The organism is Methyloceanibacter sp. wino2, assembly GCF_003071365.1.
In the GTDB taxonomy this organism is placed as follows: domain Bacteria; phylum Pseudomonadota; class Alphaproteobacteria; order Rhizobiales; family Methyloligellaceae; genus Methyloceanibacter.
This window is the reverse complement of record NZ_CP028960.1, coordinates 2,771,447-2,796,681: the sequence shown is the minus strand read 5'-3', so window position 1 is coordinate 2,796,681 and position 25,235 is coordinate 2,771,447. Positions and strand designations below refer to the sequence as shown.

Sequence of the window (25,235 nt, the reverse complement as noted above, 5' to 3'; positions counted from 1 at the left end):
TGTGGCTGAGCTGGCTCATTGTGCAGCCTCGACGGCTTCCTCCGACGCTGCGGAGGCATTCAGCAGCTCCGCCGCCTCGAATGCGGCGCGGTCGATCAGCGCGCGAAGCGTCTCGCTGCGAATCTCGACGCCGTCGAAATCGCCCTCGACGCCGTACAAAGCGGTCGGGACCGTTTGAATGTTGAAGAAGCCCATCAGAGGACGGAACTGGTGCTCCAATGCGAGCCAGTGCATCTGCGATCCGCCCGTTGCGGCAAGAATCGCCTTCTTGCCCGACATCACGTCGCGATCGACGAGGTCGAAATAATGCTTCAGCACGCCCGTGTAGCTGGCCCGGTAAATGGGCGAACCGATAATCAGGAGGTCGGCCTGTTCGGCACGGCACACAACCTCTTCAGCGCGTTCAGAAATCTGCGGGCGCCAGAGGCCTGAAAAGATTTCTTTCCAGTCCAGCGCGAGGCTAACCTCTTCGATGCGCGCGCCATCTACGCGCCGGCGCACCGCCTCTGCTGTCTCGCGTAATATTGCGCCCGTGCGACCGCCGTCCTTCGGGCTGCCGTTCACCGTGACAATCAGGCACATTTCCTCACTCCCCAATCCGGCTCATTAAATTATTATACCGACCGGTCCATCCATCGTGCCGTTTCGATTGGTTTTGCGCAACCGGAAATCGCCCATAACCAAAAAAATACCTTTTGTGCGGTCGCCCGCGACACACCGGCCCATGTAAGACACTGTTCCAGCGCAATCTTTTCGACCTCCGAGAGATCCGCGCCGTGCGCGGATGCTCGCCACCAAGTCCCTTGCGAGAAGCCGCAACACGTTCGCTTCTTCCCTTGCCGGGGCCTGCCGAACGATCGGCCGGCCCCCTGATTCAGCTATCGGCGCCCATGGGCGATCTGGGTCGCCTCGGGCAACCGACGAAGCATCGCCATGGCAATGGCACCGATCACCGGTCCCGGAACGAGAACCAAGAAGACCCACTGCCAACTGCCAAGCCAGTGCTCCACGGCTGGCAAGAGCCAGATGGCCAGCACAGTGAGCGCGTAGCCCGAGCCGAGCTGCACGGTCAGAGCCGTGCCGACGAGCCGCGGGTCGCCGGCTTCGGTGACGATGGTTGAGAACTGAGCGGAATCGGCCACCACCGTGGCGCCCCAGATCAGGCCGACAACCATGAAGATCCACAGGGGGACGTCGAAGGTGAAGCCGATAAAGGCGGCGCAGGCCCCGAGATGACCATCAGGATGAAGGTCATGGCCGTGCGTCCAATGCGGTCGGCGGCAGCGCCGGCGAGGATGCAGGCCGGGGCACCGGCCGCGATGATTAGGAACGTGAGCAGCGATGCCATGTAGCCGCTGTCGATGTCGCCTGCGGCGAGCCTCGCCTTCACGAAGAAGAGGAGCCAGGTCCACATGGCATACAGCTCCCACATGTGACCGAGATATCCGACCGTGCCCAATACAAAGACCCGGTTGGCGAGCGCCTGCTTGATCTGCGACGGGTCGAACTTCGTCTTCGCGAAGGGGTACGGCCCCTCACGCAAAAGGGTGATCATCAGAACGGCCGCGAGAAGGCTCGCGATGCTCGTCGTGACGATGACGATGCGCCAATCGAGTCCGCCGAGCGCGTTGATGGCGTGGGGCATGGCCGAGCCGAGAGTCAACGCGCCGATGACGCTGCCGAGCGCCACGCCACGTCCCTTGCGAAACCACGTCGAGATGAGTTTGAGGGCCGGCGGGTATACCGCGGCGAGCAATACGCCGGTGATCGTCCGCAAGATGATGCCGCTATCGGCATCCGGCACGACCAACAGCCCAAGATTGGCGACCGCGACCGCGGCCGAAGCAATGGCCATGAGCACGCGCGGCGACACAAGGTCCGAAAGACTGATCGCGGCCGAGCCGACCGCGCCGATGGCAAAGCCGAGTTGCACGGAAATGGCGAGCCACGTGCTCTGCTGCGGCGTGACGTTCCAATAGGTCTGCAGTTGCGGCATCACGGCGGTGGCCGAGAACCACGTGGTCATGGAAAGGACCACGCATAAGCACAACAGCAGCAGCGTCGACAGACGCTTCTCTGAATTCGCTAGCTCGGTGTGTCCCGAGTCGCCTACAATCACCCCGGGCGCTCGCACCGGGTGATCCAACTCGCCGCCCCTCGAATTAACTGGCTTTTGCACAGACCCACCCTGCCTTTTGCTTATTCCGGGTCTCGGATTTCCCCCACGAAAGTCTTGCGGTGCCTTTCCGGCGCCGGTGTCGACGAAACCTCCAGATTTTCTCTGGCAAGGATGTACCGACCGGTCTATCCTTGCGACAACCGGTCACTTTTTGTCAAGGCTGGAAGGGAGGACTCGAAATGTCGAACGGCTGGGCCAATCCGCTGCGCAACGATGTGGCGGCGTTCAAAAGGCAGGTAAAATCAGAGGTTAGACCCGTGCTGCCGACCTATTCCCGAAATCTTCAACTCGTCCGTAAGCGTCGTGGCTGACCGGGCCGCAAATACCAACATGCGGCAAAAAAAGGTTTGGTATTTCGACCTCGTTAAGGAGCAGCGTGCCCGCTCGGTACGGCACGCAATGTCGGCGCTGCGCGATGGCCTGCCCATCCTGGTGGACGGCAGACGACCCCTGGTCGTATTGGCAGCGGAAACCGCATCTGGCTTGAACCTGCGGGAGATCACAGATCTCGCAATCGAGGAACCGGCCCTGCTGCTCGCTGCCGGACGGGCCCGGGCACTCGGCTACGATACCAGCTTCCCGCCGGAGACGGTTCTGGCCTTTCCCGTCGACCCGTCCAGCCTCACGCCCGAGGAAGTACGCGGACTGGCGGACCCGACCGTACCCCAGCACCTGACGCGCCTCGGCGAGCCGACCGCGGTGCCGATGAACGGCGATATCGCCGTCGACTTGGCGAAGCACGCTCAACTCCTGCCGGCCCTCATTGTCGGCCTCACGACAACGGCGGATGCGCAGCGCTACGCCACCAAGGGCTATCCCGTCGTCGATGGGGAGGACATCGTCGGTCAGTTCAACCAGCCTCCGAGCCTCGAGCGCATCGCCACGACAGAGCTTCCGCTCGACGTCGCGAGCGTCGCGCGCGCGATCGTCTATCGGGATAGCGAGAGCGGACTGCACAACATTGCGCTGATCATCGGCGATCCGAGCAAGCAATCTGCCCCGCTGGTGCGGGTGCATTCCGCCTGCTTCACCGGCGACGTGCTCGGCAGCCTTCGGTGCGATTGCGGTCCCCAGCTCCGCCGTGCACTCGAGCGCATGTCGGAAGAAGGCTCGGGCGTCCTTCTCTATCTCGCGCAGGAAGGACGGGGCATCGGACTCACCAACAAGCTCCGCGCCTATCTTCTGCAGGAACGGGGACAAAACACGCTCGAAGCCAATCACTCGCTTGGGTGGGAAAGCGACGCCCGCTGCTTCGGGCTGGCAGCCGCGATCCTGAAAGATCTGGGCATCCAAACTGTCCGGCTGCTTTCCAATAATCCCAACAAGCTCGAATCGATGTCGCAATTCGGGATCGTCGTTCAATCACGTGTGGCCCACACGATCGCACCGAACGGAACAAACAACCGGTATTTGGAAACAAAAAGAACCTGCTGTGGACATCTAACCGAGCAGGACCAGATGGGGAGGACTGTATGAGCGCGTGGTTAGAGACGGCCCGAGGGACGACTCCGAGGGTCGGCGAGTCTGCGGAACTCAAGAACGAGATCAGCATGCGGGACATCGAGTTGTTCACAGAGATCACGGGCGACAAGAACCCTCTGCACTACGACGAGGCGATTGCTAAGAACTCCATATTCGGTGGCCTCATCGTCCAGGGCGGCGTGACATCCGGAATCCTCAACGCCATCGTCGCGGAGAAGCTTCCAGGACCCGGCACGGTTTTCCTGAAGGTCGACTGGAGCTTCACCAAGGCTGTCCTGGTCGGCGATGTGATCACGGGCCGGATCGAGGTGCTGAAGGCACGCGACGACAAACCGATTTGCGACCTGCGCACGACCGTCACCAATCAACACGGAGAAGTCTGCCTGAAGGGAACGGCAACGACCTTCACCGTACCGGTTTAGGGTCGCCACCGGGCGCATCGTCACTCAAGCACCTTTGCATGAAGACGAGATCGAGCCAGCGGCCGAACTTGCGGCCGACTTCCGGCAGACGGCCGACGATTTCGAATCCTGCTTCGCGGTGCAAGGCAAGCGACGGCACGTTGGCGGCTTCTATCCCGGCAACGATGGCATGCATCCGGCGCGTTTCCGCCTCGGCAATCAGAGCGGCAAGAAGCGCCCGTCCCGCCCCCTGCCGCTGCGCCCGGGGGCGACATAGATCGAATGCTCGACGGTGTGCCGAAAGCCCTGGAAGGGCCGAAAGAAACCGAACGATGCGAACCCGATCACGGCACCGTCGCGGTCGGCGACCAGCACCGGCAGATCCTTCTCCCTGCGGGCATCGAGCCAGGCTTTGCGGTCCGTGGCGCTGGAAGGCTCGAGGTCCCAGTTAGCTGTCGTGTTCTCGATGGCGTCATTGATGATCTGATGGATACGCGGGAAGTCCAGCTCCACGGCGTCTCGAACTCTCAGCATCTGCGCTGCCTTTATTGCGAATCGTCACTCCCGGTGGGGGCATCCGCCACCAATGACCTATGCGAGTGTACCAGTTGGTCTATAGTGTCTCGACGCCCTCCATGGAGGAAAACGGGACCCTGGGCAATGACTGACGGCAACATGACGACCGCGGCGCTCGTCGTTATCGGCGAGGAAATTCTTTCGGGCCGGACCCGCGACGAAAACATCTCCTACATCGCCGGCCGCCTGGACAGCGCCGGCATCACATTGTGCGAGGTGCGCATCGTTCCCGACGTCGTCACCGAGATAGCCAGCGCGGTCAACGGCCTGCGCGGGCGTTTCTCCTATGTCCTGACCACCGGCGGCATCGGACCCACGCATGACGACGTCACCACCGATGCGATCGCCAGTGCTTTTGGGGTGCCGTTGGTCGAAGACGACCCCAGAGCCGTCAAGGCAATGGAGGACTGCTTTCCCGGCGCTGCTCTCGGACCGGGCACGCGCCGTATGGCGCGGCTGCCGCAGGGCGCCGAACTGGTACCGAACCCGGTCTCCGGTGCGCCGGGCTACATCGTCGGCAACGTCGTGGTCATGGCGGGCGTCCCCCGCGTCATGCAGGCCATGATGGAGACCATCGTGCAGCGGCTTAATACCGGCCACCCGATCAGTTCACGGTCCATCCGCGTCGACGCCGTCGAGGGCGAGGTCGCCGAAGCTCTTGCAGCGCTACAGGCTGCCCATCCCAAGGTGCGGATCGGCAGCTACCCCTATTTCAAAGAGAGCGGCTACGGCACGTTTGTCGTATTCCGCTGCCATGACCTTCCAGCGATCGAGGAGGCTGCGAAGGACTTGTGCCAGGTCCTCGACATGGGCGGCACGCCCTACTCGGACTCCGACAGCGGCATTTAGTGCTGCAACGGCTCACCGGCGATCGCGGCACCGATTCCGATAGGCCGCAGGCGTCGTGCCGACAAGCCGTTTGAACCGCCGCCGAAAGCTGCTTTCGTCCTCGTATCCGACCGCTGCTGAAATTTCCTTGACCGACTGCTGTCCGGATTCGAGGAGCGTCTGCGCCGTCTCGATACGAACCCGATCGATGAAGCGCTTCGGCGATTCACCCGTCGCTTCCGTCAGCCGCCGGTGCAACGTCCGCTCGGACGTCGCCAGCCGCTGCGCGAGTTCGCGTGCGCCGATACGTTGCCCGCCGGCATGACGCACGACGTGCTCGGCATCCGCGAGCCAATGCCCCGCCCGGCTGAGATATCCGATGGGGACATAGGCTGCACCGGCGGAAGGCGCCGCATCGACGACGGCGAAGTCGGCGGCCGCCCTTGCAGCCTCGGCGCCCATGAGGCGGCGGATGACATGCAGCGCGAGATCGATCCAGGACAGTGGCCCTCCGGCGGTGGCGATGCGGTCGTCCTCGATCATGGGAGATGCCCAGACCGCATGGACGCGCGGGTAGCGGCGCTTGAATTCCTCATGCAACCACCACGTCGTCGTACACCGACGCCGGTCCAGCAGTCCGGCTTCGGCCAAAAGGAAGCTTCCGCTGCAGGAGCCGCAGACCAGAGCCCCGCTATCATGTGCCGCGCGGAGCCACGTTGCCACCGACGCCAGACCAGCCATGGACGGCGGACGCAGGGCATTATCGGGAAGGAAGCCCGGAACGATTACCGCAGCGCAGGTCCCAATCTCGTCGAGACTGCGCATGACGTCGACGCGACACCCCCGTCCGTCAGTCACTGGCGCCCCGTCTGCACTCGCCGAAAGGATCTCAAAAGCCGGGCCGGACTGCCGCCTGTTCGCGGGCGCCCATTGCGCAAGAGTCAGTACGTCCATCAGGCCTACGAAGGCCGAGGGAAGACACCCGCTCGCCGCCAAGACAACGATCTTCATGGTGTCTCCAGTCTCCCTAATCCGCCGGACTTTCTGAACCCCTTTGGCGATTTTTGCATGAACTATGGCAAATCCGCCATCGTGGCAACGGCCGGGATCGAGATCATTGTTCGGAAGGAGGCAGCTGCGCTGCCTAACTCGCGCGGACGCGGCGGACGGCGTCCCGTTTCAGTCAGCAAGGAGATCCCTATGAGCGACATCGCCGGCGTCATTCCATTCAAGGCCAAGCCGGGCAAAGGAGCGGAAGTGGCAGAGGCCCTCGCCGCAGCGCTGCCCCATGTAGAGAAGGAACAAGGAACGCCACTGTGGCTGATCCTCCGTTCGGAGGCCGAGCCAGATAGTGTCTTTCTCGTCGATCTTTTCACGAGCGAAGACGCGCGCGCCGCGCACATGACGGGCGACGCCGCGAAGCTGATCTTTGCAACCGTGCCACCGCTTCTGGCGGAGGAGCCCACAATCCATCCGTCCAAGTTGATTACGAGCAAGGGCGTGTAGTGGAGGGTTAAGCCGAAGTCTGGCTGTGGAGTGTGGCTGCCGCCGAGCCAAATCTGGCAGCCCGCCCCATAAGCGACAGCCGCCCGGCCTTTTGCACGTCTATGTACCCTCGATCATCCAGTATTCCGAGGATCGCCCACTCGTAACACAGTGATCCTCGGTACACTTGTACCGACGAAGCGGACCAACCCGGCGCGCAGCTAGCGTAAATGGCGCTCACCATCACGTCGCCGAAAACAGACGACGACTTCATTCCGCACAGACCGTCGCTGGCGGCGAGAAACATTCCGTCGCAGTCGCAAACGCCGTAGCGCTATTGACACTGCCGAAAATTTGCGGCCCTTTCTAAGGGTCGACGGTTCTCGATCATTGCTGGTCGAGACTAAGAGGGAACACGGTGCGTCCTGTCTCGCGTCATCGAGACGACAATCCCGTGGCTGCCCCCGCAACTGTGAACGGTGAGCACGGCTGAACGACGCCACTGGGGACTTCACGACCCTGGGAAGGCAAGGCCGACGCGACGATCCGTGAGTCAGGAGACCTGCCGCTGACATCCGGCACCGGCTTTTGCCCGGTGCCTTAACCGAAACCGGACGCCGGGGTGAGCGTCTGGCGGTTGAGTGGGTGTCCGGTGGCCTATCTTCCGTTCCCGCTCATCTTACCGCCACTTCCCCGATCGTCCTTTCCTCATGCCCGATGCGGTTCGTCCCGCACGGGCCGCTTGGGAGAGACGACCTATGAAACTTCGTAACGGACTATCCGCTGCAATCGGTGCTGCCGCGCTTCTCGCGCCGCTCGCCGCGGCCGCCCATTTCCAGCTCGTCTATACGCCGGAGGTCAATCTGACCAAGGCGGGAGACGTGCCGGTCAAGCTGATCTTCTGGCATCCTTTCGAGAACGGCCACGTGATGGATATGGGCGAAGTGATCGACTTCTACGCCGTCAACCGCGGCAAGAAGATCGACCTCAAGGACACGCTGAAGCAGATCACGTTCGAGGGCGCGGAGAACACTGCCACGGCTTACGATGCCTCCGTGCCGCTCAAGCGATCGGGCGACTATGTCCTCGTCGCTGTTCCCTCTCCCTATTACGAGGAGAGCGAGGACATCTACATCCAGCAGATCGCGAAGAGCTATCTCAACCTGAATGAGGTCCCGACGGATTGGATGGAGCCGCAGGGCCTCCCCACGGAGATCATTCCCCTCAACAAGCCCACCAACATCGTGGCCGGTTCGACCTTCACCGGCCGGGTGATGGCCGACGGCAAGCCCGTACCCGGCGTGGAGATCGAGGTCGAGTACATGGCGGCCGAGCCGTCCATGGACGAGAACAAGCCGAAAGATCCAACTGCTTCGCCGATGCCGGGCGGCGCGCTCGTCGCCGTCAGCGATGACAACGGCTACTTCACATTCGGCATTCCAAAGGCGGGCTTCTGGGGCTTTGCCGCGCTCGGCTCCGGCAACACCAAGGAGCATGAGGGCAAGGAGCTTTCCCAAGACGCGGTCATCTGGGTCCGCGCTTTCGACGTGAAATAAGCCAGCCTAGGACCTGGAGGGAAAGATGCACATTGTCGACGGTGCTCTATCGAATGAAGTCCTGATCGGCGGCGCGGTTCTCGCCGCCGGCGGTATTGCGTTGGGCCTGAAATCGCTGCCGGCGGAGAAGATGCCCGCCGCGGGCGTTCTAAGCGCAACGTTTTTCGTGGCGTCCCTGGTTCATGTGCCAATCGGACCCTCCAGCGTCCATCTGATCATGAACGGTCTGGCCGGGTTGGTGCTCGGCTGGGCCGCCTTTCCGGCCCTTTTCGTCGCCCTGCTCTTGCAAGCCGTTTTCTTCGGGTTCGGCGGGCTGACTGTGCTGGGCGTCAACACGGTCAACATCGCCCTGCCGGCGGTGCTCGTCTACTACATCTGCCGCCGGGGTATCGCGTCGGGCTCTCCCACCGTCGCCGCAATCTGGGGAGGTATCGGCGGGGGCCTTGCGATTGCCTTGACGACGGGCTGTGTGGCTCTCTCATTGGCGCTGACGGGGGATGAATTCCTGGCGGCGGCCAAGCTCACATTCTTCGCGCACATCCCCATCATGATCATCGAGGCACTGATCACAGCCGCGGCCATCTACCTTGCACGAAAGGTAAAGCCCGAACTGTTCGAGGGCTTCACGGTGTCCCCATCGGAAGGAGTTTCGTCATGAGGTCCCTTCGCCTTGCGCTCATTCTACTTATCCTGATGCCGGTTCACTCCGCGCTTGCGCATAAGGTCATCGCTTCGGTCTATGCCAGCGGCGACGTGATCGAGGGCGAGATCGGCTTCTCCAACGGCGATATGGCGCCCAATGAGCTTGTCGAGGTCTTCGACGAGGACGGCAACAAGCTCGGCGAAACCAAGACGGACGAGGAAGGCTTCTTCACCTTCCGTCCGACCAAGCCCGTTGCGCACTTATTCAAGTCCAATCTCGGCTCCGGACACGTCGCCACTGTCCGCATGGAAGCCGAAGAACTACCGGACATAGCCGGCGCCGAGCCCGTCGCAGCGGATACAGCGACGGCAACTGAGACCAAGACTGACTCAGCGTCCTCCGCTCAAGAGGGCGCGGCCGACGAGACCGTGACGCAAGCACAGTTGAAGTTGATCACGAAGGCCGTGCAAAAGCAGATCATACCGCTTCGCCGCGACATCGATGCGTATAAGGAGAAGAACGACATTCAGAACGTTCTCGGCGGCATCGGCTATATTTTCGGCCTGTTCGGGCTCGGATTCTACATCGCCGCGCGCCGCAAAATGACGGGGGCCTGAGGGCGTGGGACATGTGGTCAAGGCCGGACGGCCGTCGCTGCTGGACACCGGCGCAGCCACGGCCAAGACCTATATTAGCGAGATCGATCCAAGGGCCCGGATTCTAGCGGCGGTGGCGTTCGCCATCGTCGTGGTCAGCCTTCATGACCTCCGGATCCTGGCCGGCGCCCTCGTCGTCTCCCTGGCGCTGATGTTCATGGCCCGGTTGCCGCCGCGCGCGACCCTGAAGCGCATGGTCACGATGGATGGCTTCATCATCTTCATGCTCCTGCTCTTGCCGTTCACCGTGCCGGGCGACGCCATGTTCACGGTCTTCGGTTGGCCAGCGACATGGCAAGGGTTGCGGCAGGCGATCGAGATCGGCTTGAAAGCCAATGCGATCATTCTGACGCTGATGGCGCTTGTCGGTTCCATGGAGCCCGCCAAATTGGGACAGGCTCTCTACCGCCTGAAAATGCCCGAGGGACTCGTCTACCTGCTCATGTTCATGGTCCGGTATGTCGACGTGCTTCAACAAGAGTATCTGCGTCTGCGTATCGCCATGAAGGCGCGCGGGTTCCGCCCCGGAAACAACAGGCACACCTACCAATCTCTGGGTTACTTGATCGGCATGATGCTCGTCCGGGCGGTGGAGCGGTCGGAACGGATTCTCGGCGCCATGAAGTGCCGGGGGTTCTCCGGGCGCATACCGTTATCGGGCGACCTCGCCTATGGGCGATCGGATGTCGGCTTCGCGTTCGCCTTCGGCGGCATCCTGGCAGCGCTCGTCGCGCTCCAGTTTCTGATCTGAGGCGGCGGGGTCGCAGATGTCATCCCTGATCGAGCTTACCGACATTCATTTCGCCTATCCGGGCTACCCGCCCGTGCTCAATGGCGCAGACATCCGGCTCGGCAGCAAAGAGCGTCTGTGCGTCGTCGGGCACAACGGGTCCGGCAAGAGCACGCTCTTGCGTCTCATCGTCGGCCTGCTGCGGCCCAGCCGCGGGCGCGTCATGGCCTTCGGCCAGGAACGCCGCGCCGAAGATGACTTCCTCGAGGTACGGCGCCTTGCCGGGCTGGTGTTCCAGGATCCCGACGATCAACTGTTCTGCCCGACCGTGGCCGAGGATGTGGCTTTCGGCCCCCTCAACCTGGGCAAGACCCGCGAGGAAGCCATGGCCATCGTCGATCGCGTGCTGGCGGAATTGGATCTCGCCCGGTTCAAGGACCGCGTGACCCACAAGCTCTCGGGCGGCGAGAAGCGCCTGGTCACGCTCGCCACCGTTCTGGCCATGGAACCGGAGGTTCTTCTTCTCGACGAGCCGACCAACGCCCTCGACGAAGACAACGAGGCCAGGCTGACCGAGATATTGCGCACGCTTCCGCAGGCGATGATCGTTGTGTCGCATGACGCGCAGTTCCGCGAGCGCATTGCATCGCGCACGGTCCGGCTTGCGGACGGGAAGCTCACCTCACCCTCCGCCATATAGGGGATCCACCCTATCGAGACGCCAAGCGCCTCCGACTACCTTCACCTCATCGACGAACACGCAACAGCGACCCCGACCACCACCCCCTTCGATGAGGAGATTAGAGATGACCGTTTTCACCAAAACCGCCGCGCTCGCCGCCGTCGCCGCACCGCTTCTGTTCACAGGCGCCGCCTATGCCGGAGACTGCGGCGAAGACCCCGTCTGCTACGACTACGCCCCGCCCTCTCTCGAGCAAGTGCTCGTGCACGAAGCGCGCCGCGGCCTGAAGAAGCTGGACCGTTATCTGGAACACCGCTACGGCGACGACACGCCTATTGGCCCGATGCGTCGTGTCACACGCCGTTAGGCAAAGGACCATCTCCCTCCCCCGACGGCGTTCCCCCTGACGCCGATCTCGAAGCCCGGTTTGCACCCCGCTGCAAGCCGGGCTCTCTTTGCCGCACACCCATTTGTTAAGCTTCGGACCGCTCTCGCCTGGCAGCTGCCGCATTTGTCTGCGAGTGTGCACATCAAATCGAAGTTGAAGTCGAAGGAGTTCGCCATGACGAAATTCATGATGGCCTGTGGCATGGCTTGCGCGTTGGTGGTTGGCGTCGTCGCATTTGCACCGACACAAGCAAACGCGGGCGTCTATGTCAGAGCTCCCGGCGTCAGAGTCGGCGTCGGTATCGGACCCCGCTACTATCGGCCTTATCGTTACGCACGGCGCCCTTACTACCGCCAACGCTACTACGGCCCCCGCCCCTACAAGCGCCGCTGGCGCCGTCGCGCACGCCGCGCCTACTATTGGTAGGGAACGCTGGCGCAAACGTGCGCCGCTAGCCTCCAAGCATCCAAACACCTAAGCGAAGGTGCGCACAGCGCGCCTTCGCCTCCGCGCGCCGTGAGCGGCGCACCGGTCTTTGCCCTCCCCAAAGATGAACGTCACCTGCACGTCCGGTTCAGGACGGGTTCAAGCGGCCGCGCGCACTCTGCGCAAGGTCAGGCCCTGAACTGGCGAGCGTAAGCCTCTCCTTGGCAATCGGGCGCGGAGCGTCAGGGCGCTCCACGCTCACCCCCTTTGAAGGCGGGGCCAAGGCAGCAGCATGAGGTGGCGACATGAGTTCCTTCAAACTACTCGCGACCAGCGTCGTTCTGGTCGCCGCATGGGCCGGCGCGGTGGGTTTGGTCACCGTGTTCTTCGCGACCATCTGAGCCGCGCGCCGCACGCGCTGGCACAGCGCCCCAATAAACTGTCCGACACGTCTCTGTGAACTTGCGCGAGGTTCAGCGCACTTCGTTCTGACTGAGCGTGATTGGTAATGCCGTCCGCCCGTATCTACCTTTTGACCACGACAAGCCCGACAGCAATTCCGCAACGGGCCATCGATCAAGGAGATACATCATGAAGGCGATCATGCTCGCACTGACGCTGCTCGCGGCCACCGGCGCACCTGTTCTGGCCGACGGCTTCCCGAACCCCTACCAGACGAATTTCGATCGCTAAGCGATGCGTTCGGACGCAGAGCCCCCGGTCTTCCCTCCCAGGCCGGGGGTTCTGCTTTTTTCACGCCACGCGTGATCGTCCGCGCAACGGACGGCAAGCGGCTCTCAAACAACAGGCTGGAGATATCCGGCAGACCTAGCGCAGCAACTGCGCGGTCCGTGCCTTCTTGCGGTGACGCGGTTTGGTGGGAAGCGGAATTCCTGCCGTGGACTTGGAGACAGTCGTCACGTTGAGCCGTCCGGCCAACAGATCATCCGGCAATTTCGTCTTGATCCAGAACGCGTTGTCGAACTGCTCCGCGCTGGATCCGGGCGCGACCTGTTTGGCCGCGTTGGTTCCGAGCAGACCAGTCACCGTGATAGCCAAGACGGCCATCGTGATATGCCGACATACGCTCATCGCCACCGAGTGTGATTCGGCGGCGATGAACGGCGAGTTTAGAGACTTGCTTAATAATCGGTTTACGCTACGGCGCCGTCCTCAGGACTTTTTCCTCAGCATCTCATCGACGCTCCAGGGGCCGCCGCCTGCGAAGGCAATGTAGAGAAAGATGAAGCAGAACAGGATCGCCGCATCGCCGCCGTTCAACAGCGGATAAACACTCTTCGGCGCATGGGCCAACCAATAGGCAAAGGCCATCAAGCCGGACAGCACGAACGCGGTCGGCCGCGTGAACAGACCCACCACCAGTAGCGCCCCACCGACGATCTCGAGAATGCCGGCAATCCACGGCAACGAAAATGCCTCCGGCGAGAATCCGCCACTCGGAAATCCGAGCAGCTTGGACGTGCCGTGCTCCATGAAGATCAGCGCGGCAACGATGCGCACGATACTCAAGATGCGCGGCGCCCAGTCGGTTTGCAGTCGATCTGCCATTTCGGCGTTCCCTCCCAATTCAGTCATGAGTCGGTGGGAAGCTTAGCCTGCAGAACCAGACCAGTCATGTTACGAGACTGAAAGGAAGTGGCAAATCGGCCGCGAAAAGGGGAGCCTCGAAGGGCTCCCCTTTGCAGTTTCCGATGCGAATTGCCCGGGCCGTTTACGGGACGCGTATCCCTACGCAGCCGCGCTCGCGGCCGTCGGAACAGAAGCAACCGTCTTCAGAATCTGAGAGGCGATCTGGTAGGGGTCGCCTTGCGAGTTCGGACGACGGTCTTCCAGGTAGCCCTTGTAGCCGTTCTTGACGAAGCTGTGCGGCACGCGGACGGACGCACCACGGTCGGCAACGCCATAGCTGAACTTGTTCCACGGCGCCGTCTCGTGCTTGCCGGTCAGACGCATGTGGTTGTCGGGACCGTAGACCGCAATGTGGTCTTCCAGATTGTCCTCGAACGCCTTCATCAGCGCCTCGAAGTAATCCTGGCCGCCGACAGTGCGCAGGTACTCGGTCGAGAAGTTGGCGTGCATGCCAGAGCCGTTCCAGTCGGTGTCGCCGAGCGGTTTGCAGTGATACTCGATGTCGACGCCATACTTCTCGGTCAGGCGCTCCAGCAGGTAGCGGGCCATCCACATTTCGTCGGCCGCCTTCTTGGAGCCCTTGCCGAAGATCTGGAACTCCCACTGGCCCTTGGCCACTTCGGCGTTGATGCCTTCGTGGTTGATGCCGCAGTCCAGGCACATGTCGAGATGCTCTTCCACGATCTGACGCGCGATCGAACCGACCTGCTTGAAGCCGACGCCGGTGTAGTATTTGCCTTGCGGCTCCGGGTAGCCGTGCTCCGGGAAGCCCAGCGGGCGGCCGTCCTTGTAGAAGAAATACTCCTGCTCGAAACCGAACCACGTACCGTCGTCGTCCAGGATGGTCGCGCGCTTGTTCGATACGTGCGGCGTGCCGTCTGGGTTCATCACTTCGCAGAGAACCAAGGCGCCGTTCTTGCGGGCCGGGTCAGCGAAAACGCGGATAGGCTTCAGAACGCAGTCGGAGTTGCTGCCGTCGGCCTGCATTGTCGAGCTGCCATCGAAACCCCAATCGGGGAGGTCTTCGAGGCTCGGAAAGCTATCGTACTCTTTGATGAGGGTCTTGCCACGCAGGTTCGGCACGGGCGCGTAACCGTCGAGCCAAATGTACTCGAGCTTAAACTTGGTCATTGTGAGTCCTTCTGGGTTTTAAACGACTGTACGGATGAGTCCCACCTCGGCCGCGAGAGGCTGGCGGCCAATACCTCCTGAAAGCAGTTTTTGTGCCAGTGCGAAGAAAGCGGGCGGGCCGGGCGCAGAAGGCCAGCTTCGTCAGCATACCCCGCTGCAGGCACGTACATTTTTCCGTAACAATTTTAGCGGCTTAGGGAAAACGGTGAACGCGCGCCCGATATGCGATCAATCTGTGCGCGGTTGGTCAATCCGAAGGCAGCCCAATCTTGCCGAGCAATGCAGCAGAAGAATTGCTGCTCAAATGTACGCCATCCCGCGATTTTTTTGTGCAAGGGGCTGCTGCGTTTCTATATAGGTGACTCCAGGTGCGTTGCTCCGATTCAGTGGTAACGCACACATGACAATGGAGGACTATATGACGGCAAATGCACATGAGGAGACGGCGAAAGTCATTCCGTTTCCGAAAGGCGGCCGCTCGGGACTGAGTGGCAGCCAATACGGCGCACACGCGGCCGATGATCTCCTGACGTCAATGGGTGTAGCCTACGTCGACTACGGGAGCGGCTCGTATCACGATGCGGCCATCCGCGATGCGCGGCAGTCACGTGAGCATTGACGGCCAAGAGACTACTCAAGGCACCTAGAGGGCCCGCTTACACGAAGAGCGCGGCCCTCTCTTCATAGGCGCCGCGTTTCCGTACACCACCTGCAAAATCTAGATGCTGATAGAGCGCGGATCATCCGCCGCTTGAGCTTCCATGTCGGCGAACATCGACAGCATGGGCTCATCCGTCAGCGTGATTTCCTCGAAATCGCCGAAACCGTTGAAACGGTTCCCCAGGACGCGGCCATAGGCGCCGACCTGGCCGATTTCCAGATAATCCCCTTCCCCAATCGCGTCGGGCAAGACGAACGGACCCGGCAGATAGTCGGCGCTGTCGCATGTGGGGCCATAGAGCACATAGGCGGTCTCGCCGCCCCCAAGGTCCTCGCGGCCGGGCGTCACGCAGCGCGCCGGGAAACGAAAACCGGAAAACGCCGCATCGAACAGCGACCCGAAAGCGCCGTCATTGACGTAGAGCGCAGTGCCGCGACGCGCATCGACGCGCACGATCACCGACTCCGCCTCCGCGACAAGGCCCCGGCCCGGCTCGCATAGAAGCTCGCAGGAATGCTTGACCGCGAGCGCATCGGCCGCCCGGACGATCTCCTCCATGTACAGATCGAGGCCCGGCGGGTCCGAGTGCGGGTAGCGCGCCGGAAAGCCGCCGCCGATGTCGATCGCATCCACCAGCACGCCGGACGACACGATAAGTTGCCCAACCTGGGTCAACGCCTCGCCGAAGGCTGCCGGGACCACGGCCTGCGATCCTACATGGAAGGTGATCCCGAGGCGGGTCGCGTGCTGGCGCGCCCGCAAAAGCAGTGCCGGCGCCTCTTCGACGCTCGCGCCGTACTTCCCTTCAAGGGGGATAAGACTGTGCGTGTTGGGACAGGCGATCCGCAGGAACAGCGTCAGATCATCCGCCTCGTCCGTCTCGGCCAAGACCTTGCCCAGCTCGTCATGGGAGTCGAAGGCAAAGCACCGCACGCCGAAGTCGCGATAGGCGCGCGCAATGGCGCCGCGCGACTTGATCGGGTTCATGAAAAAGAGTTCGGCCCCAACGATGGCCCTGACCCGCTCGATCTCCGCCAGCGAGGCGACATCGAAGCTGCGAATGCCGGCCCCGGCCAGCACGTCGAGAACGGCCTGCGTGTCATTGGCCTTGGTCGCGTACAGAACGCGGCCGGGGAAGTTCGCCACAAACCATTGCGCCGCGCGCGCCACCGCATGGGGGCGCAAGGCCAGGACAGGCCGCTCCGGGCGATGGTGGCGGAGATACTCCGCCGCGTTGGGAAAAACGTTCATCCGAAAACTCTCATCCCATGCGACGCCGGCACGAGACTACCGGCCGGACCCGGCGATCCTTACCGACATACGCGCGGAATCGGCTTGGTCAGCTGCCGCGCGAAGCAGCTCTCCGTATGGGGTCCGGCGTATCTTGTAAAGCTGTTTCAGCAGCCTCTTGCATGGCTCTGGCTTTAGCCCTGCTGGGAGTCCTTGGACGCTCCCTTCGGCGCCTTCAAAACGGCGGTGCCGGCGCCCGACAATCGGGGGCTCTGAAGCAAACCAAATGTCTTACGCGCGCCGAGCCGGACCATCGCCGCCGTGTAGGCATAGAGCTCGGCACTATCCACGTCCCCGTCCCCGTTGCCGACGGGTGCAAGGTCCGCGTCGCCGGCCAGGCCTTCGATCAGATAGCGCGTGAAGAGCCCTACGTCGTATTCCTGATCGATCAGCGCGCGCTGGCCGCGATCGGCGGCCACGAGAACCGTGAGCGGCGCCTTGGCCTTCTCCGGCAACGCGCTGCGCTTCGTCTCCGGAATATTGGGCGGCAGGATGTAGTTGCCGTGATCGCGGCCGAAGGAACTCTCGAGCATGACCACGACCTGATCGGCACCGAGCCCCGCGAGGTTGGCGTATAGGGTCGACAGCGGATAGCCGCGCCGCTCCTCGCGATAGGGCTCCGCGTCCACCGGCAGCAGATACGTCTCGTCCTGCGCCGCGTTGACGGCTCCGTGACCGGAATAATAGACGAACACCTTGGCGTTGGGCCGCGCTTCGACCAAGCGCTTCAGCTCTCCGTCGGAGCCCGGCACCGGACCGAAGACCCGCTCCAGGTCGGCGCGCGCGGCATTACGCAGATCGATCACCTGGTCCTGCCGGACGCCCATATGCTCGGTGAGGAAGAAGTACATGGCGCCCGCATCGTTCCGGGCCGTGCGCGCCTCCGGCAGATTGTCGTAGGCCGTGTTGCCGATGATCACCGCGATCGCATTCTCGTCCTCAGGCAATGTCGGCGACGCGCGATACAGTTCGCGAATGCGGCTGAAGGACTTCACGACATTCCCGTTGGCACTGCCGGGCCGCGGCATCTGACGGGGCGGCGTACTGCACAGTTCGAGCTTGCCCGCGTCCTCGATGCGCCGGACATCCTTCAGCGAAAGATGGCCGCCGATCTGGACGCAGGAGCGGCACCACACGACCCCGTAGCGGCCGTAGAGATCGTCCAGCTGCTTCTGATTGAGTCCCGATGGCGCCGGCAAGCAGCCTGGCGCGCACTCCCTCGTCGTCACGCTCGGCCCGTGCGCAGCGCGGAGTCTCTCGAGCAGGTCCTTCGGCAAGCAGTCGATGTCGAGGCGACGGCGCTTCTCGGGTTCGGCCTTGGCGGTGACGGCGTCGGCTCCCGGATCGGCGGCGGCGTCCGGCGCGCCTTCGGCAGCCGGAACTTGCGGAGACTGGGTTTCGTCCGCCACCTCCGCGATGGTCGTCGCCGCCACGACGATTGCGGCGTCACGCACGCCCGGTGCGGCCTGGGCGCCCCCCGACAGAGCGAGCCCGCCCACTGCGGCGAAGGCAAACCCCAAAATCAGCCGCAAGCGGCTTTGAAAGCTCCCCGCCATTGCAATCCTCAAGACCATGGTGCGCGCTCCACGCTAGAGCGCGGGACCCAAGTCTTCAAGGCGTGTTCAGGGAGTCTTCGCCGGATCCGGCCTTGGCGGCAGGGTTTTGAGGAACGCGGCGATGGCCTCGCGATCGCTCGCCGGCAGCCGCGCCATGTTTTCCTGCACGGGCACCATGGACTCGCCGACGACGTCGAAGTCCGGTGTCGATCCCGTCTCCAGGAAATAGGCGATGTCTTCGTGGGCCCAGTCACCGATGCCGTCCGGGCCCGGCGTGATATCCGGCGCATCGCCGCCCCCCTCCGGGCTCTTGGCACCCGCGAAGGCTTGGCTCGCGATAATGCCGCCGAGCGCGTTCCGGGGACTGTGACACTCGGTACAGTGTCCGGGCCCCATGACCAGGTAGCCGCCGCGATTCACGTCCTCGCTCGCGTCCGTGTCCGGTGCGAACGTCTCGCCATCGACGTACAGACGTTGGAACAGGCCCACGCCCCGGCGGATGTTGTAGGGAAAGCGGAGGTCGTTCGGCGGAACCGAGCTGCGCACCGGCGGCAGCGTGTCGAGATAGGCCTTGAGATCGATGAGATCCTCAAAACGCATGCGCTGATACGACGTGTAGGGAAACGCCGGATACAGATGCACGCCCCCGGGCCCGACGCCACGCTTCATCGCGTTGACGAAATCGAGTGTCGACCAGCCTCCGATACCGCTCTCGGGATCGGGTGAGATGTTGGGCACGTGAAAGGTACCCACATCCGTCTTGAGGCAGCGGCCGCCGGCGAGCAGTGTTTCATCCTCGGTATCGAGACTGTCGCACGCCTTGACCGGCACGGCATGGCACTCCGCACACCCGCCGGCGATGAACATCATCTTGCCGTTTGCGACATCCGGCGTGTGATCGGGCAGGTCGTCCGCCGAGAACGTGACGGGCATCGTCAGAAGATAGAACGCAATGCCTCCTGCCGCGATCAACGCGAGCCCGACTAGAAAGACCCTCCGCATCGTCCCTCGCCTCCTGCCTGGCACCGGTTACGGCAACGGCAACTTACGCCCCGCATCGACCACATCCCATCCGCGCTGCACGGCCGGCCGCGCGGCGATCGCACGGTACCACCGCTTGATGTTGGGATAGTCGTCCACATCCACGGGCTGGATCGGGTAGCGCGCAATCCATGGCCAGATCGCGATGTCCGCGATGGAGTAGTCGCCGGCCACATACTCCACATCGCCGAGCCGGGTGTCGAGCACCTTCCAAAGACGGCGCGCCTCTTTCGTGTAGCGCTCTTCGGCGTAGGCGCTCTTGCCGGGATGATAGGACACGAAGTGATGAACTTGTCCGAGGAAGGGCCCGGCCCCACCCATCTGCCACATCAGCCATTCGATCGTCCGCCATTTCGCGTCGAAGTCCTGGGGCAGCAGCATGCCCGTCTTGTCCGCGAGATAAAGAAGGATGGCTCCGGACTCCATCAGGCTCAGCCCCGTGTCGTGATCGACAATGGCGGGGATCTTGTTGTTGGGGGAGATCTTGAGGAACTCGGGATCGAACTGAGCGTCGTTCTCGATGTCGATGCGATGCACCCGGTAGGGTAGCCCCGTCTCCTCGAGCATGATCGAGGCCTTCTGTCCGTTCGGAGTCATCCATGTGTAGAGGTCGATCACGCGTTCGGATTCCTTAAAGTCGCTGACACTGTGCGAAATTGGAGACGAGATTCACCAAGTCTTCATGGCTTCGCCGCCCTATCGCCCGAAACCGGTCGCGTCAAGGTCACAGCGCAACGGTAGACACGGACTTGCAGCTCAATGAGGGGGGAGACCGGCTTGAGGGAGACGGCAATGCAACATTCCGCACAGTACACGCAGCACACGGAACCGAGCTTCGGAGCCGTTCCGGCCGCGCCGACACATTTTTCGGTTTGCTACACGCCGCGCCCCGGCAGTGCGCTCGCACAGTTCGGCCGCTCGTGGTTTGGCCGGGCCAATGACGGCGCGACGCTTCAGGCCTTCTCCGCGTCCGGCCTCGGCGGCGATGCGCCGGCCGGCATCACGCCGACACCGGGCCGCTACTTCGGACTGCACGCATCCTTCTTCGCGCCCGCACCGCTTCGGGGAGACGCGGGCCTGGACGAAGTCCGCACGCACCTCGAGCAGTTCGCCGCGAACCGCAAGCCGATCGAGACCGGTCCTCTGAAGCTGACGCGTATGCGCCGGTCGCTGGTGCTTCAACCGGCCGACCCACGCCCCGAACTCGATTGGCTCGCGCTGCAGTGCTTCAACGCGTTCGACTCGTATGCCGAGATGGCGGACACGGCCGATGACGAGCATCCCCATCTGAGCCGCTATCAGCGTCTGCTCCTCAAGAGCTTCGGCCAGCCGAACGTGATGAGTGAGTACCGCTTCGCCCTCAGGCTGACCGGACCGCTCGACGAGCGGCAGATGGAGCTCGTCTCCGTTGCCCTGCAGCCCCTCATTGCGGACCTCTGCGCGGACGGCGTCTGCGTAGACGGGCTCTCGCTGATCGGGAGCACCCCGGAGGAGGCGAATGGCCAGTCTTCCGGCCAGACTCAAGCTGCGCCGGTCCGGCTCCTCGGCCGCTACAGCCTCGCGGGATGACCTCCCGCGAGCCCTTGGGCCCCGGCCCCCAGCCTCAGTTTTGACACAGGCGTCCTCCAATTTCAGAAAATTGGGGGCACAGGGGATTCCAATGCCGAACTACGCCGAAATACTGGCTTTTCTTGCCGAAAACCCTCCGCAGCTCGAAGGTGAGTGCGAGCTTCATGCCTCGCTCTTGGAACTGCTGGCCAGGTGCCTGCGGAACGAGCAGGTCGCGACCGACGACGATTTCGCGGATTTTGGGGATATCACCGGCATCTCAATAAACTAGCCTGAGCGCCCGCGCCTTCCCGCGCACGTCTCGCATACCTGGCGCTGCTGGTTTTGGAAGGGATTTGAGCCGCATCAACGCCGGCAGACCGTATTCGCCGGAGGTTCGGAGCGGCACCGGGGGCCTTGCGAGCATCAAGTAACGCCGACTCTAGGATAATCAAGGAAATTGGCTCATTTGCACGCATGGGCTTTAGGGTGCTAACTGAGCAGCTGGATGGGATCGACTGGGCGCTGGAGAAACCAGCATTTTATGTCCCAATCTTTAGGAGTTGACCGACACCATGAGGGAAAGCGCAGCCTTGCAGCAGGCGGATGTCGCCGCGAAGAGTACGGCGGACGACGTCATTCGCACCTTCACCGAAAGCGTGGCGAACGGGGATCACAGCGACGCTCCCTATCCGCACTGGGTGCTGAAGAAGTGTTTCCCCGACGATACGATCGAGGACATTCTCGGCCTCCCCTTCCCGGCCCCGTCGCTCGACGGCGTTTCCGGCAAGCGCGAACTCCACAACGCCACGCGCAGATATTTCGACGTTGAGAACCGGGACAAGTTCGCTTCCGTGAGTGCCGTGTCCGAGGCGTTCCAGGACAAGCGCATCACCGACATGATCGAGAAGACCTTCGGCACCGACCTCAGCGGTACCTATCTGCGCATCGAATTCGCGCAAGATACGGATGGTTTCTGGCTCGAGCCGCACACCGATCTCGGCGTGAAGTCGTTCACCATGCTCCTCTACCTCTCGGACGAGGAAGGACACGACAATCTCGGCACCGACGTGTACGACGCGGACAAGAGCCATGTTGCGCGTTCGCCCTTCGCGCCGAATCTCGCGTTCGTGTTCGTGCCCGGCGACAACACCTATCACGGCTTCGAACGGCGTCCGATCAAAGGCGTCCGCAAGTCGCTGATCATCAACTACGTGACCGACGAGTGGCGGGCGCGCGAACAGCTCGCGTTCCCCGAGGCGCCGATCGACTGACGGCCCCGACGCGCAGGCCGTCGGCCGCGAAATTTGAAGAATGAGAGAATGGCCGGGTTCGTCCCGGCCATTTCCTTTATGGTTGCCGCGATGCGGACGAAGGCAAGAAAGACGGGGGCTTCATGAGCAAAGTCGCGTGGATCGGTCTTGGCGTGATGGGATACCCGATGGCCGGCCATCTCGCGGCAAGCGGACACGATGTGACCGTGTTCAACCGCACGCGCGAAAAGGCCGAGAAATGGGTCGCCGAGCACGGTGGATCGTTCGGAGCCACACCGGCAGCGGCAGCGGCGAACGCCGATATCGTCTTCACCTGCGTCGGCAACGACGACGATCTGCGCGCGGTGACGCTGGGCCCCGACGGTTTCTATCAATGCTTGAAGCCCGGCGCCGTCCATGTGGACCACACCACCGCATCCGCCGAGATCGCACGCGAACTCTATGAGGCCGCGAAGAGCCACGGCGCCGGCGCGCTCGATGCGCCCGTCTCCGGCGGACAGGCCGGCGCCGAAAACGGCAAGCTCACGGTGATGGTGGGCGGCGACGAGACGGACTTCGCGAAGGCGCAAGCCGCAATCGCCGCGTTCGCCCACGCCGTCACTCTCATTGGGCCGTCCGGCGCCGGACAGCTCACCAAGATGGTCAATCAGATCTGCATCGCCGGTCTCATCCAGGGGCTGGCCGAGGCGCTCAACTTCGGCATGCGCGCCGGGCTCGACATGGAGAAGGTCATCGCCACCATCTCCAAGGGCGCCGCGCAGTCCTGGCAGATGGAAAATCGCTGGAAGACCATGATCGCGGGCGAGTTCGAGTTCGGCTTTGCCGTCGATTGGGTCCGCAAGGACTTCGGGATGTGTTTCGACGAAGCCCGCCGCAACGGCGCGAGCCTACCCGTCACCGCGCTCGTCGATCAGTTCTATGCCGATGTTCAGAAAATGGGCGGGCGGCGCTGGGACACCTCCAGCCTGATCGCACGGCTCACCCGCGACGAGACCAAACCGTCCTAGCACGCCTCAAGTGCGCTTTTCCTCTGCGGCATAGCCGAGCGGCAAGGACGTGGTGAACTTGATCTGCTCCATGGCGAAGGCCGAACTCACATCGGAGAGTTCGATTTTGGCGATCAGGCGCTTGTAGAACGCGTCGTAGCGTTCGATGTCCGGGACTACCACGCGCAAGAGATAGTCGATCTGCCCACTCATACGGTAGAACTCGACAACCTCCGGAAAGTCGGCGAGTGCGGCATGAAAACGCTCGAGCCATTCCTTGGTGTGGTTGCTGGTCGTGATGGACACGAACACCGTCACACCCGCGTTGACTTTCTTGGGGTCCAACAGCGCCACGCGCCGCTCGATCACCCCCTGCTCTTCGAGCTTCTGGATCCGGCGCCAGCACGGGGTCGTCGACAGCCCGATCCGCTTGCCGATCTCGGCGACCGGCAAGGTGCAATCCTCCTGCAAGATTTCCAGGATCTTGCGGTCCATCCGATCCAGCATCGAAGCCATCCGAGAAAATAGGCGGGATATTCAGGCCGATTAGAAACACAGTTCTAATTTTCACCAGAATAGGCCGATACCGTAGATAAATATTCCACGGTCCGCAAGCTGGCTCACACGACCTTGCCCACCTCATGGCGCAGCACCGGAAGCAGCTCCTCCTCGAACCACGGGTTCTTCTTGAGCCAGGCATTGTTCCGCCAGGACGGATGGGGCAGTGGGAACACACGTGGTCTCCTGGGCTCTTTGAGATGCTCCCGCCAGTTGAGCATGGTTTCCTGCAGCGTCCTTCCCCGCGCTGACCCCAGGTGAAACGCTTGGGCGTACGCCCCGACCGCCAGGATCAACTCGACGTTCGGCAGCGCTGAAAAGAGATCGGGATGCCAGCGCACCGCGCACTCCCGACGCGGGGGCAGATCGCCTCCCTTCGCGTCGAGCCCCGGAAAGCAGAAGCCCATGGGCACGATGGCGACCCGGGATTCGTCGTAGAACGTCTCGGGCGTCATGTTCAGCCAGGACCGCAAGCGGTCGCCGGAGGGGTCGGTAAAGGGCTTGCCGGAGCGGTGCACCCGCGTCCCCGGCGCTTGACCGCAAATGGCCAGGCGCGCCGTCGTGCTGGCCCGCAGAACGGGGCGCGGCTCATGCGGCAATGGCCGGCCGCGTGGCGTCTCCACACAAATACGGCAGTGCCGGATCGCACTCAGGATCGCATTGAAGTCCGACATCGGGCACCAAGACGCAATTAGGGACCGAGAGACGCAAGGCCACGCGGCTCACGCGCGAGCGCCGCGGTGGTCAGAGGTCGATCACCATACCGTCTTCGGCAAGCTCGTAGCGCGCAAGATCCACCTTGCCGCGAGCATCGAGCATCTCCTGGCCCATATGGGTCAGCAAGACGCGCTTCGCCGCGAGGCTCTCGTAGTTGGCGTCGATCGTCTTGTAGTCGAGATGCATCGCCATCTCGAGGTCGTACTGGAAGCACTCCGAGATGAAGAGGTCGGCTCCCCGCGACACCTCGGGCAAAACATCGACCCACCCTGTATCGCCGGTAAAGGACACGGTCTTACCGTCGATGCCGAACCGCATCGCGTAAGGCGGCGCACCGGAGGGATGGTGCACTTCGAACGGCGTGACCGAGACGCCATTCATTTCTACAGGGACTTGTTCTTCATGCTCGACGAAAACGAGATCGAAGTTGACACCGCTGGCCAGCGTGCCGGGATAGACAGCTTCGGTCAGCGTGATGAAACGCTCTTCCGTCGTCTTGGGGCCGACGATCACAAGGGGCCGCGTTCGCAAGCCGACATACTTGGCATGGATCAGGAGCCACGGAAGGCCGCCGATGTGATCTCCGTGCAGATGTGACACATACACTGTGTCAATATCGTTCGGCGACAAGCCCAGCCGGCTCAGACCGATCAGCGTCGTCGCACCACAGTCGATCAGAAAAGTCGACGTTTCCGAGCGGACAAAATAACAGGTTTGCAGCCGGTTTCCGGCGCCAAACGCATCGCCGCACCCGACCACGGTCAGTTGCATCGTGTTCCCATTTGCTCCCC

The 25,235-nt window shown here is 62.7% G+C and carries 30 protein-coding genes, 1 pseudogene and 1 riboswitch; of the genes and pseudogenes, 16 read left to right on the top strand and 15 right to left on the bottom strand.

The window, feature by feature from the left end; translation table 11 throughout:
* Positions 1 to 15 precede the first annotated feature (15 nt).
* From DCY11_RS13275 to DCY11_RS13270, 3 genes are all read right to left on the bottom strand, one after another.
* Positions 16 to 582, bottom strand: coding sequence for an NAD(P)H-dependent oxidoreductase (locus tag DCY11_RS13275; RefSeq protein ID WP_108683281.1), 567 nt, complete (start codon positions 580 to 582; stop codon positions 16 to 18).
* A 296-nt stretch (positions 583 to 878) separates the two neighbouring features.
* Positions 879 to 1,175 (bottom strand): hypothetical protein, encoded by a 297-nt coding sequence (locus DCY11_RS15985; protein WP_245409376.1) that lies wholly within the window; start codon positions 1,173 to 1,175, stop codon positions 879 to 881.
* A complete protein-coding gene (locus DCY11_RS13270) occupies positions 1,160 to 2,119 on the bottom strand; it encodes a nitrate/nitrite transporter (protein WP_245409375.1) in 960 nt (319 codons plus the stop codon). The genes DCY11_RS15985 and DCY11_RS13270 overlap by 16 nt, the downstream gene beginning before the upstream one ends.
* Positions 2,120 to 2,509: 390 nt before the next feature.
* Between DCY11_RS13270 and DCY11_RS13265 the strand changes: the two genes are divergently transcribed.
* On the top strand, positions 2,510 to 3,655 hold the full coding sequence (locus DCY11_RS13265; RefSeq protein ID WP_159080024.1) for a GTP cyclohydrolase II: 1,146 nt from the start codon (positions 2,510 to 2,512) through the stop codon (positions 3,653 to 3,655).
* Entirely contained in the window at positions 3,652 to 4,083 is a 432-nt protein-coding gene (locus DCY11_RS13260) for a MaoC family dehydratase (RefSeq protein ID WP_108683279.1), read from the top strand. Before DCY11_RS13265 ends, DCY11_RS13260 begins: the two co-directional genes overlap by 4 nt.
* Here DCY11_RS13260 and DCY11_RS13255 read toward each other — a convergent pair.
* Positions 4,067 to 4,596 (bottom strand): annotated as a pseudogene (locus DCY11_RS13255) (N-acetyltransferase family protein). The gene DCY11_RS13260 and the pseudogene DCY11_RS13255 sit on opposite strands and share 17 nt — an antisense overlap.
* Before the next feature lie 126 nt (positions 4,597 to 4,722).
* Between DCY11_RS13255 and DCY11_RS13250 the strand changes: the two are divergent.
* A complete protein-coding gene (locus DCY11_RS13250; protein ID WP_108683278.1) occupies positions 4,723 to 5,487 on the top strand; it encodes a molybdopterin-binding protein in 765 nt (254 codons plus the stop codon).
* Positions 5,488 to 5,499: 12 nt separating this feature from the next.
* On the opposite strand, the gene DCY11_RS13245 is transcribed toward DCY11_RS13250, so the two are convergent.
* Positions 5,500 to 6,477, bottom strand: a complete 978-nt coding sequence (locus tag DCY11_RS13245) for a GlxA family transcriptional regulator (RefSeq protein ID WP_108683277.1) — start codon at positions 6,475 to 6,477, stop codon at positions 5,500 to 5,502.
* Positions 6,478 to 6,534: 57 nt separating this feature from the next.
* Between DCY11_RS13245 and DCY11_RS13240 the strand changes: the two genes are divergently transcribed.
* The 8 genes from DCY11_RS13240 (at position 6,535) to DCY11_RS13200 (ending at position 12,032) form a co-directional block, all read left to right on the top strand.
* A complete protein-coding gene (locus DCY11_RS13240; RefSeq protein WP_108683276.1) occupies positions 6,535 to 6,972 on the top strand; it encodes a putative quinol monooxygenase in 438 nt (145 codons plus the stop codon).
* A 339-nt stretch (positions 6,973 to 7,311) separates the two neighbouring features.
* Positions 7,312 to 7,536, top strand: a riboswitch (cobalamin riboswitch).
* 173 nt (positions 7,537 to 7,709) lie between these two features.
* Complete coding sequence (locus DCY11_RS13230) at positions 7,710 to 8,507, top strand: DUF4198 domain-containing protein (RefSeq protein WP_108683274.1); 798 nt, start codon at positions 7,710 to 7,712, stop codon at positions 8,505 to 8,507.
* A gap of 25 nt (positions 8,508 to 8,532) precedes the next feature.
* Complete coding sequence (cbiM, locus tag DCY11_RS13225) at positions 8,533 to 9,165, top strand: cobalt transporter CbiM (RefSeq protein ID WP_108683273.1); 633 nt, start codon at positions 8,533 to 8,535, stop codon at positions 9,163 to 9,165.
* A complete protein-coding gene (locus DCY11_RS13220) occupies positions 9,162 to 9,767 on the top strand; it encodes a cobalt ABC transporter permease (RefSeq protein ID WP_108683272.1) in 606 nt (201 codons plus the stop codon). The genes cbiM and DCY11_RS13220 overlap by 4 nt, the downstream gene beginning before the upstream one ends.
* Before the next feature lie 4 nt (positions 9,768 to 9,771).
* The gene (cbiQ, locus tag DCY11_RS13215; protein WP_108683271.1) at positions 9,772 to 10,557 is read left to right on the top strand and encodes a cobalt ECF transporter T component CbiQ; all 786 of its coding nucleotides are present in this window, start codon (positions 9,772 to 9,774) and stop codon (positions 10,555 to 10,557) included.
* 16 nt (positions 10,558 to 10,573) lie between these two features.
* Positions 10,574 to 11,236: an energy-coupling factor ABC transporter ATP-binding protein gene (locus DCY11_RS13210; protein WP_108683270.1), complete on the top strand. Its 663-nt coding sequence runs from the start codon at positions 10,574 to 10,576 to the stop codon at positions 11,234 to 11,236.
* A 106-nt stretch (positions 11,237 to 11,342) separates the two neighbouring features.
* Entirely contained in the window at positions 11,343 to 11,585 is a 243-nt protein-coding gene (locus DCY11_RS13205; RefSeq protein WP_108683269.1) for a hypothetical protein, read from the top strand.
* 195 nt (positions 11,586 to 11,780) lie between these two features.
* Positions 11,781 to 12,032 carry a hypothetical protein gene (locus DCY11_RS13200; protein WP_245409374.1) on the top strand — a complete coding sequence of 84 codons (252 nt, stop codon included), beginning with the start codon at positions 11,781 to 11,783 and terminating at the stop codon, positions 12,030 to 12,032.
* Between the two features lie 828 nt (positions 12,033 to 12,860).
* Here the strand turns inward: DCY11_RS13200 and DCY11_RS13195 are convergent.
* The 3 genes from DCY11_RS13195 to DCY11_RS13185 all read right to left on the bottom strand — a co-directional run bounded on the left by DCY11_RS13195 (position 12,861) and on the right by DCY11_RS13185 (position 14,813).
* Positions 12,861 to 13,100 carry a hypothetical protein gene (locus DCY11_RS13195; RefSeq protein ID WP_108683268.1) on the bottom strand — a complete coding sequence of 80 codons (240 nt, stop codon included), beginning with the start codon at positions 13,098 to 13,100 and terminating at the stop codon, positions 12,861 to 12,863.
* Positions 13,101 to 13,205: 105 nt separating this feature from the next.
* Positions 13,206 to 13,601, bottom strand: a complete 396-nt coding sequence (locus tag DCY11_RS13190; RefSeq protein WP_108683267.1) for a DoxX family protein — start codon at positions 13,599 to 13,601, stop codon at positions 13,206 to 13,208.
* 180 nt (positions 13,602 to 13,781) lie between these two features.
* Entirely contained in the window at positions 13,782 to 14,813 is a 1,032-nt protein-coding gene (locus DCY11_RS13185; protein ID WP_108683266.1) for a glutamine synthetase beta-grasp domain-containing protein, read from the bottom strand.
* Between the two features lie 418 nt (positions 14,814 to 15,231).
* On the opposite strand from DCY11_RS13185, the gene DCY11_RS13180 reads away from it, so the two are divergent.
* Entirely contained in the window at positions 15,232 to 15,432 is a 201-nt protein-coding gene (locus tag DCY11_RS13180) for a DUF2735 domain-containing protein (protein ID WP_158007438.1), read from the top strand.
* Between the two features lie 99 nt (positions 15,433 to 15,531).
* Here DCY11_RS13180 and DCY11_RS13175 read toward each other — a convergent pair whose 3' ends face one another.
* From DCY11_RS13175 to DCY11_RS13160, 4 genes are all read right to left on the bottom strand, one after another.
* Entirely contained in the window at positions 15,532 to 16,725 is a 1,194-nt protein-coding gene (locus DCY11_RS13175; protein ID WP_108683264.1) for a decarboxylase, read from the bottom strand.
* Between the two features lie 173 nt (positions 16,726 to 16,898).
* Positions 16,899 to 18,320 carry a caspase family protein gene (locus DCY11_RS13170; RefSeq protein WP_159080022.1) on the bottom strand — a complete coding sequence of 474 codons (1,422 nt, stop codon included), beginning with the start codon at positions 18,318 to 18,320 and terminating at the stop codon, positions 16,899 to 16,901.
* 66 nt (positions 18,321 to 18,386) lie between these two features.
* Entirely contained in the window at positions 18,387 to 19,322 is a 936-nt protein-coding gene (locus tag DCY11_RS13165; protein WP_108683262.1) for a c-type cytochrome, read from the bottom strand.
* 27 nt (positions 19,323 to 19,349) lie between these two features.
* Positions 19,350 to 19,979 (bottom strand): glutathione S-transferase N-terminal domain-containing protein, encoded by a 630-nt coding sequence (locus DCY11_RS13160; RefSeq protein WP_108683261.1) that lies wholly within the window; start codon positions 19,977 to 19,979, stop codon positions 19,350 to 19,352.
* A 174-nt stretch (positions 19,980 to 20,153) separates the two neighbouring features.
* On the opposite strand from DCY11_RS13160, the gene DCY11_RS13155 reads away from it, so the two are divergent.
* From DCY11_RS13155 to DCY11_RS13140, 4 genes are all read left to right on the top strand, one after another.
* Positions 20,154 to 20,930: a DUF1045 domain-containing protein gene (locus DCY11_RS13155; RefSeq protein WP_159080021.1), complete on the top strand. Its 777-nt coding sequence runs from the start codon at positions 20,154 to 20,156 to the stop codon at positions 20,928 to 20,930.
* 91 nt (positions 20,931 to 21,021) lie between these two features.
* Positions 21,022 to 21,201, top strand: a complete 180-nt coding sequence (locus tag DCY11_RS13150; RefSeq protein WP_045367957.1) for a hypothetical protein — start codon at positions 21,022 to 21,024, stop codon at positions 21,199 to 21,201.
* 283 nt (positions 21,202 to 21,484) lie between these two features.
* Positions 21,485 to 22,183: a 2OG-Fe(II) oxygenase gene (locus DCY11_RS13145; RefSeq protein ID WP_245409373.1), complete on the top strand. Its 699-nt coding sequence runs from the start codon at positions 21,485 to 21,487 to the stop codon at positions 22,181 to 22,183.
* Positions 22,184 to 22,305: 122 nt separating this feature from the next.
* The gene (locus DCY11_RS13140) at positions 22,306 to 23,190 is read left to right on the top strand and encodes an NAD(P)-dependent oxidoreductase (protein ID WP_108683259.1); all 885 of its coding nucleotides are present in this window, start codon (positions 22,306 to 22,308) and stop codon (positions 23,188 to 23,190) included.
* Positions 23,191 to 23,196: 6 nt separating this feature from the next.
* Here the strand turns inward: DCY11_RS13140 and DCY11_RS13135 are convergent, their stop codons facing one another.
* The 3 genes from DCY11_RS13135 to DCY11_RS13125 all read right to left on the bottom strand — a co-directional run bounded on the left by DCY11_RS13135 (position 23,197) and on the right by DCY11_RS13125 (position 25,215).
* The gene (locus tag DCY11_RS13135) at positions 23,197 to 23,676 is read right to left on the bottom strand and encodes an Lrp/AsnC family transcriptional regulator (RefSeq protein WP_045367962.1); all 480 of its coding nucleotides are present in this window, start codon (positions 23,674 to 23,676) and stop codon (positions 23,197 to 23,199) included.
* Between the two features lie 113 nt (positions 23,677 to 23,789).
* A complete protein-coding gene (locus DCY11_RS13130) occupies positions 23,790 to 24,401 on the bottom strand; it encodes a uracil-DNA glycosylase family protein (RefSeq protein WP_108683258.1) in 612 nt (203 codons plus the stop codon).
* Between the two features lie 70 nt (positions 24,402 to 24,471).
* Positions 24,472 to 25,215: an MBL fold metallo-hydrolase gene (locus DCY11_RS13125; protein ID WP_108683257.1), complete on the bottom strand. Its 744-nt coding sequence runs from the start codon at positions 25,213 to 25,215 to the stop codon at positions 24,472 to 24,474.
* Between the last annotated feature and the right edge of the window lie 20 nt (positions 25,216 to 25,235).

What these genes read in the sequence shown, in the direction of transcription:
- DCY11_RS13275 (WP_108683281.1), bottom strand. Translation starts at nt 582, where the DNA reads ATGTGCCTGATTGTCACGGTGAACGGCAGCCCGAAGGACGGCGGTCGC.
- DCY11_RS15985 (WP_245409376.1), bottom strand. Translation starts at nt 1,175, where the DNA reads ATGGTTGTCGGCCTGATCTGGGGCGCCACGGTGGTGGCCGATTCCGCT.
- DCY11_RS13265 (WP_159080024.1), top strand. Translation starts at nt 2,510, where the DNA reads ATGCGGCAAAAAAAGGTTTGGTATTTCGACCTCGTTAAGGAGCAGCGT.
- DCY11_RS13260 (WP_108683279.1), top strand. Translation starts at nt 3,652, where the DNA reads ATGAGCGCGTGGTTAGAGACGGCCCGAGGGACGACTCCGAGGGTCGGC.
- DCY11_RS13250 (WP_108683278.1), top strand. Translation starts at nt 4,723, where the DNA reads ATGACTGACGGCAACATGACGACCGCGGCGCTCGTCGTTATCGGCGAG.
- DCY11_RS13245 (WP_108683277.1), bottom strand. Translation starts at nt 6,477, where the DNA reads ATGAAGATCGTTGTCTTGGCGGCGAGCGGGTGTCTTCCCTCGGCCTTC.
- DCY11_RS13240 (WP_108683276.1), top strand. Translation starts at nt 6,535, where the DNA reads ATGAACTATGGCAAATCCGCCATCGTGGCAACGGCCGGGATCGAGATC.
- DCY11_RS13230 (WP_108683274.1), top strand. Translation starts at nt 7,710, where the DNA reads ATGAAACTTCGTAACGGACTATCCGCTGCAATCGGTGCTGCCGCGCTT.
- cbiM (WP_108683273.1), top strand. Translation starts at nt 8,533, where the DNA reads ATGCACATTGTCGACGGTGCTCTATCGAATGAAGTCCTGATCGGCGGC.
- DCY11_RS13220 (WP_108683272.1), top strand. Translation starts at nt 9,162, where the DNA reads ATGAGGTCCCTTCGCCTTGCGCTCATTCTACTTATCCTGATGCCGGTT.
- DCY11_RS13210 (WP_108683270.1), top strand. Translation starts at nt 10,574, where the DNA reads ATGTCATCCCTGATCGAGCTTACCGACATTCATTTCGCCTATCCGGGC.
- DCY11_RS13205 (WP_108683269.1), top strand. Translation starts at nt 11,343, where the DNA reads ATGACCGTTTTCACCAAAACCGCCGCGCTCGCCGCCGTCGCCGCACCG.
- DCY11_RS13200 (WP_245409374.1), top strand. Translation starts at nt 11,781, where the DNA reads ATGACGAAATTCATGATGGCCTGTGGCATGGCTTGCGCGTTGGTGGTT.
- DCY11_RS13195 (WP_108683268.1), bottom strand. Translation starts at nt 13,100, where the DNA reads ATGGCCGTCTTGGCTATCACGGTGACTGGTCTGCTCGGAACCAACGCG.
- DCY11_RS13190 (WP_108683267.1), bottom strand. Translation starts at nt 13,601, where the DNA reads ATGGCAGATCGACTGCAAACCGACTGGGCGCCGCGCATCTTGAGTATC.
- DCY11_RS13185 (WP_108683266.1), bottom strand. Translation starts at nt 14,813, where the DNA reads ATGACCAAGTTTAAGCTCGAGTACATTTGGCTCGACGGTTACGCGCCC.
- DCY11_RS13180 (WP_158007438.1), top strand. Translation starts at nt 15,232, where the DNA reads ATGACGGCAAATGCACATGAGGAGACGGCGAAAGTCATTCCGTTTCCG.
- DCY11_RS13175 (WP_108683264.1), bottom strand. Translation starts at nt 16,725, where the DNA reads ATGAACGTTTTTCCCAACGCGGCGGAGTATCTCCGCCACCATCGCCCG.
- DCY11_RS13170 (WP_159080022.1), bottom strand. Translation starts at nt 18,320, where the DNA reads ATGGCGGGGAGCTTTCAAAGCCGCTTGCGGCTGATTTTGGGGTTTGCC.
- DCY11_RS13165 (WP_108683262.1), bottom strand. Translation starts at nt 19,322, where the DNA reads ATGCGGAGGGTCTTTCTAGTCGGGCTCGCGTTGATCGCGGCAGGAGGC.
- DCY11_RS13155 (WP_159080021.1), top strand. Translation starts at nt 20,154, where the DNA reads ATGCAACATTCCGCACAGTACACGCAGCACACGGAACCGAGCTTCGGA.
- DCY11_RS13150 (WP_045367957.1), top strand. Translation starts at nt 21,022, where the DNA reads ATGCCGAACTACGCCGAAATACTGGCTTTTCTTGCCGAAAACCCTCCG.
- DCY11_RS13145 (WP_245409373.1), top strand. Translation starts at nt 21,485, where the DNA reads ATGAGGGAAAGCGCAGCCTTGCAGCAGGCGGATGTCGCCGCGAAGAGT.
- DCY11_RS13140 (WP_108683259.1), top strand. Translation starts at nt 22,306, where the DNA reads ATGAGCAAAGTCGCGTGGATCGGTCTTGGCGTGATGGGATACCCGATG.
- DCY11_RS13135 (WP_045367962.1), bottom strand. Translation starts at nt 23,676, where the DNA reads ATGCTGGATCGGATGGACCGCAAGATCCTGGAAATCTTGCAGGAGGAT.
- DCY11_RS13130 (WP_108683258.1), bottom strand. Translation starts at nt 24,401, where the DNA reads ATGTCGGACTTCAATGCGATCCTGAGTGCGATCCGGCACTGCCGTATT.
- DCY11_RS13125 (WP_108683257.1), bottom strand. Translation starts at nt 25,215, where the DNA reads ATGCAACTGACCGTGGTCGGGTGCGGCGATGCGTTTGGCGCCGGAAAC.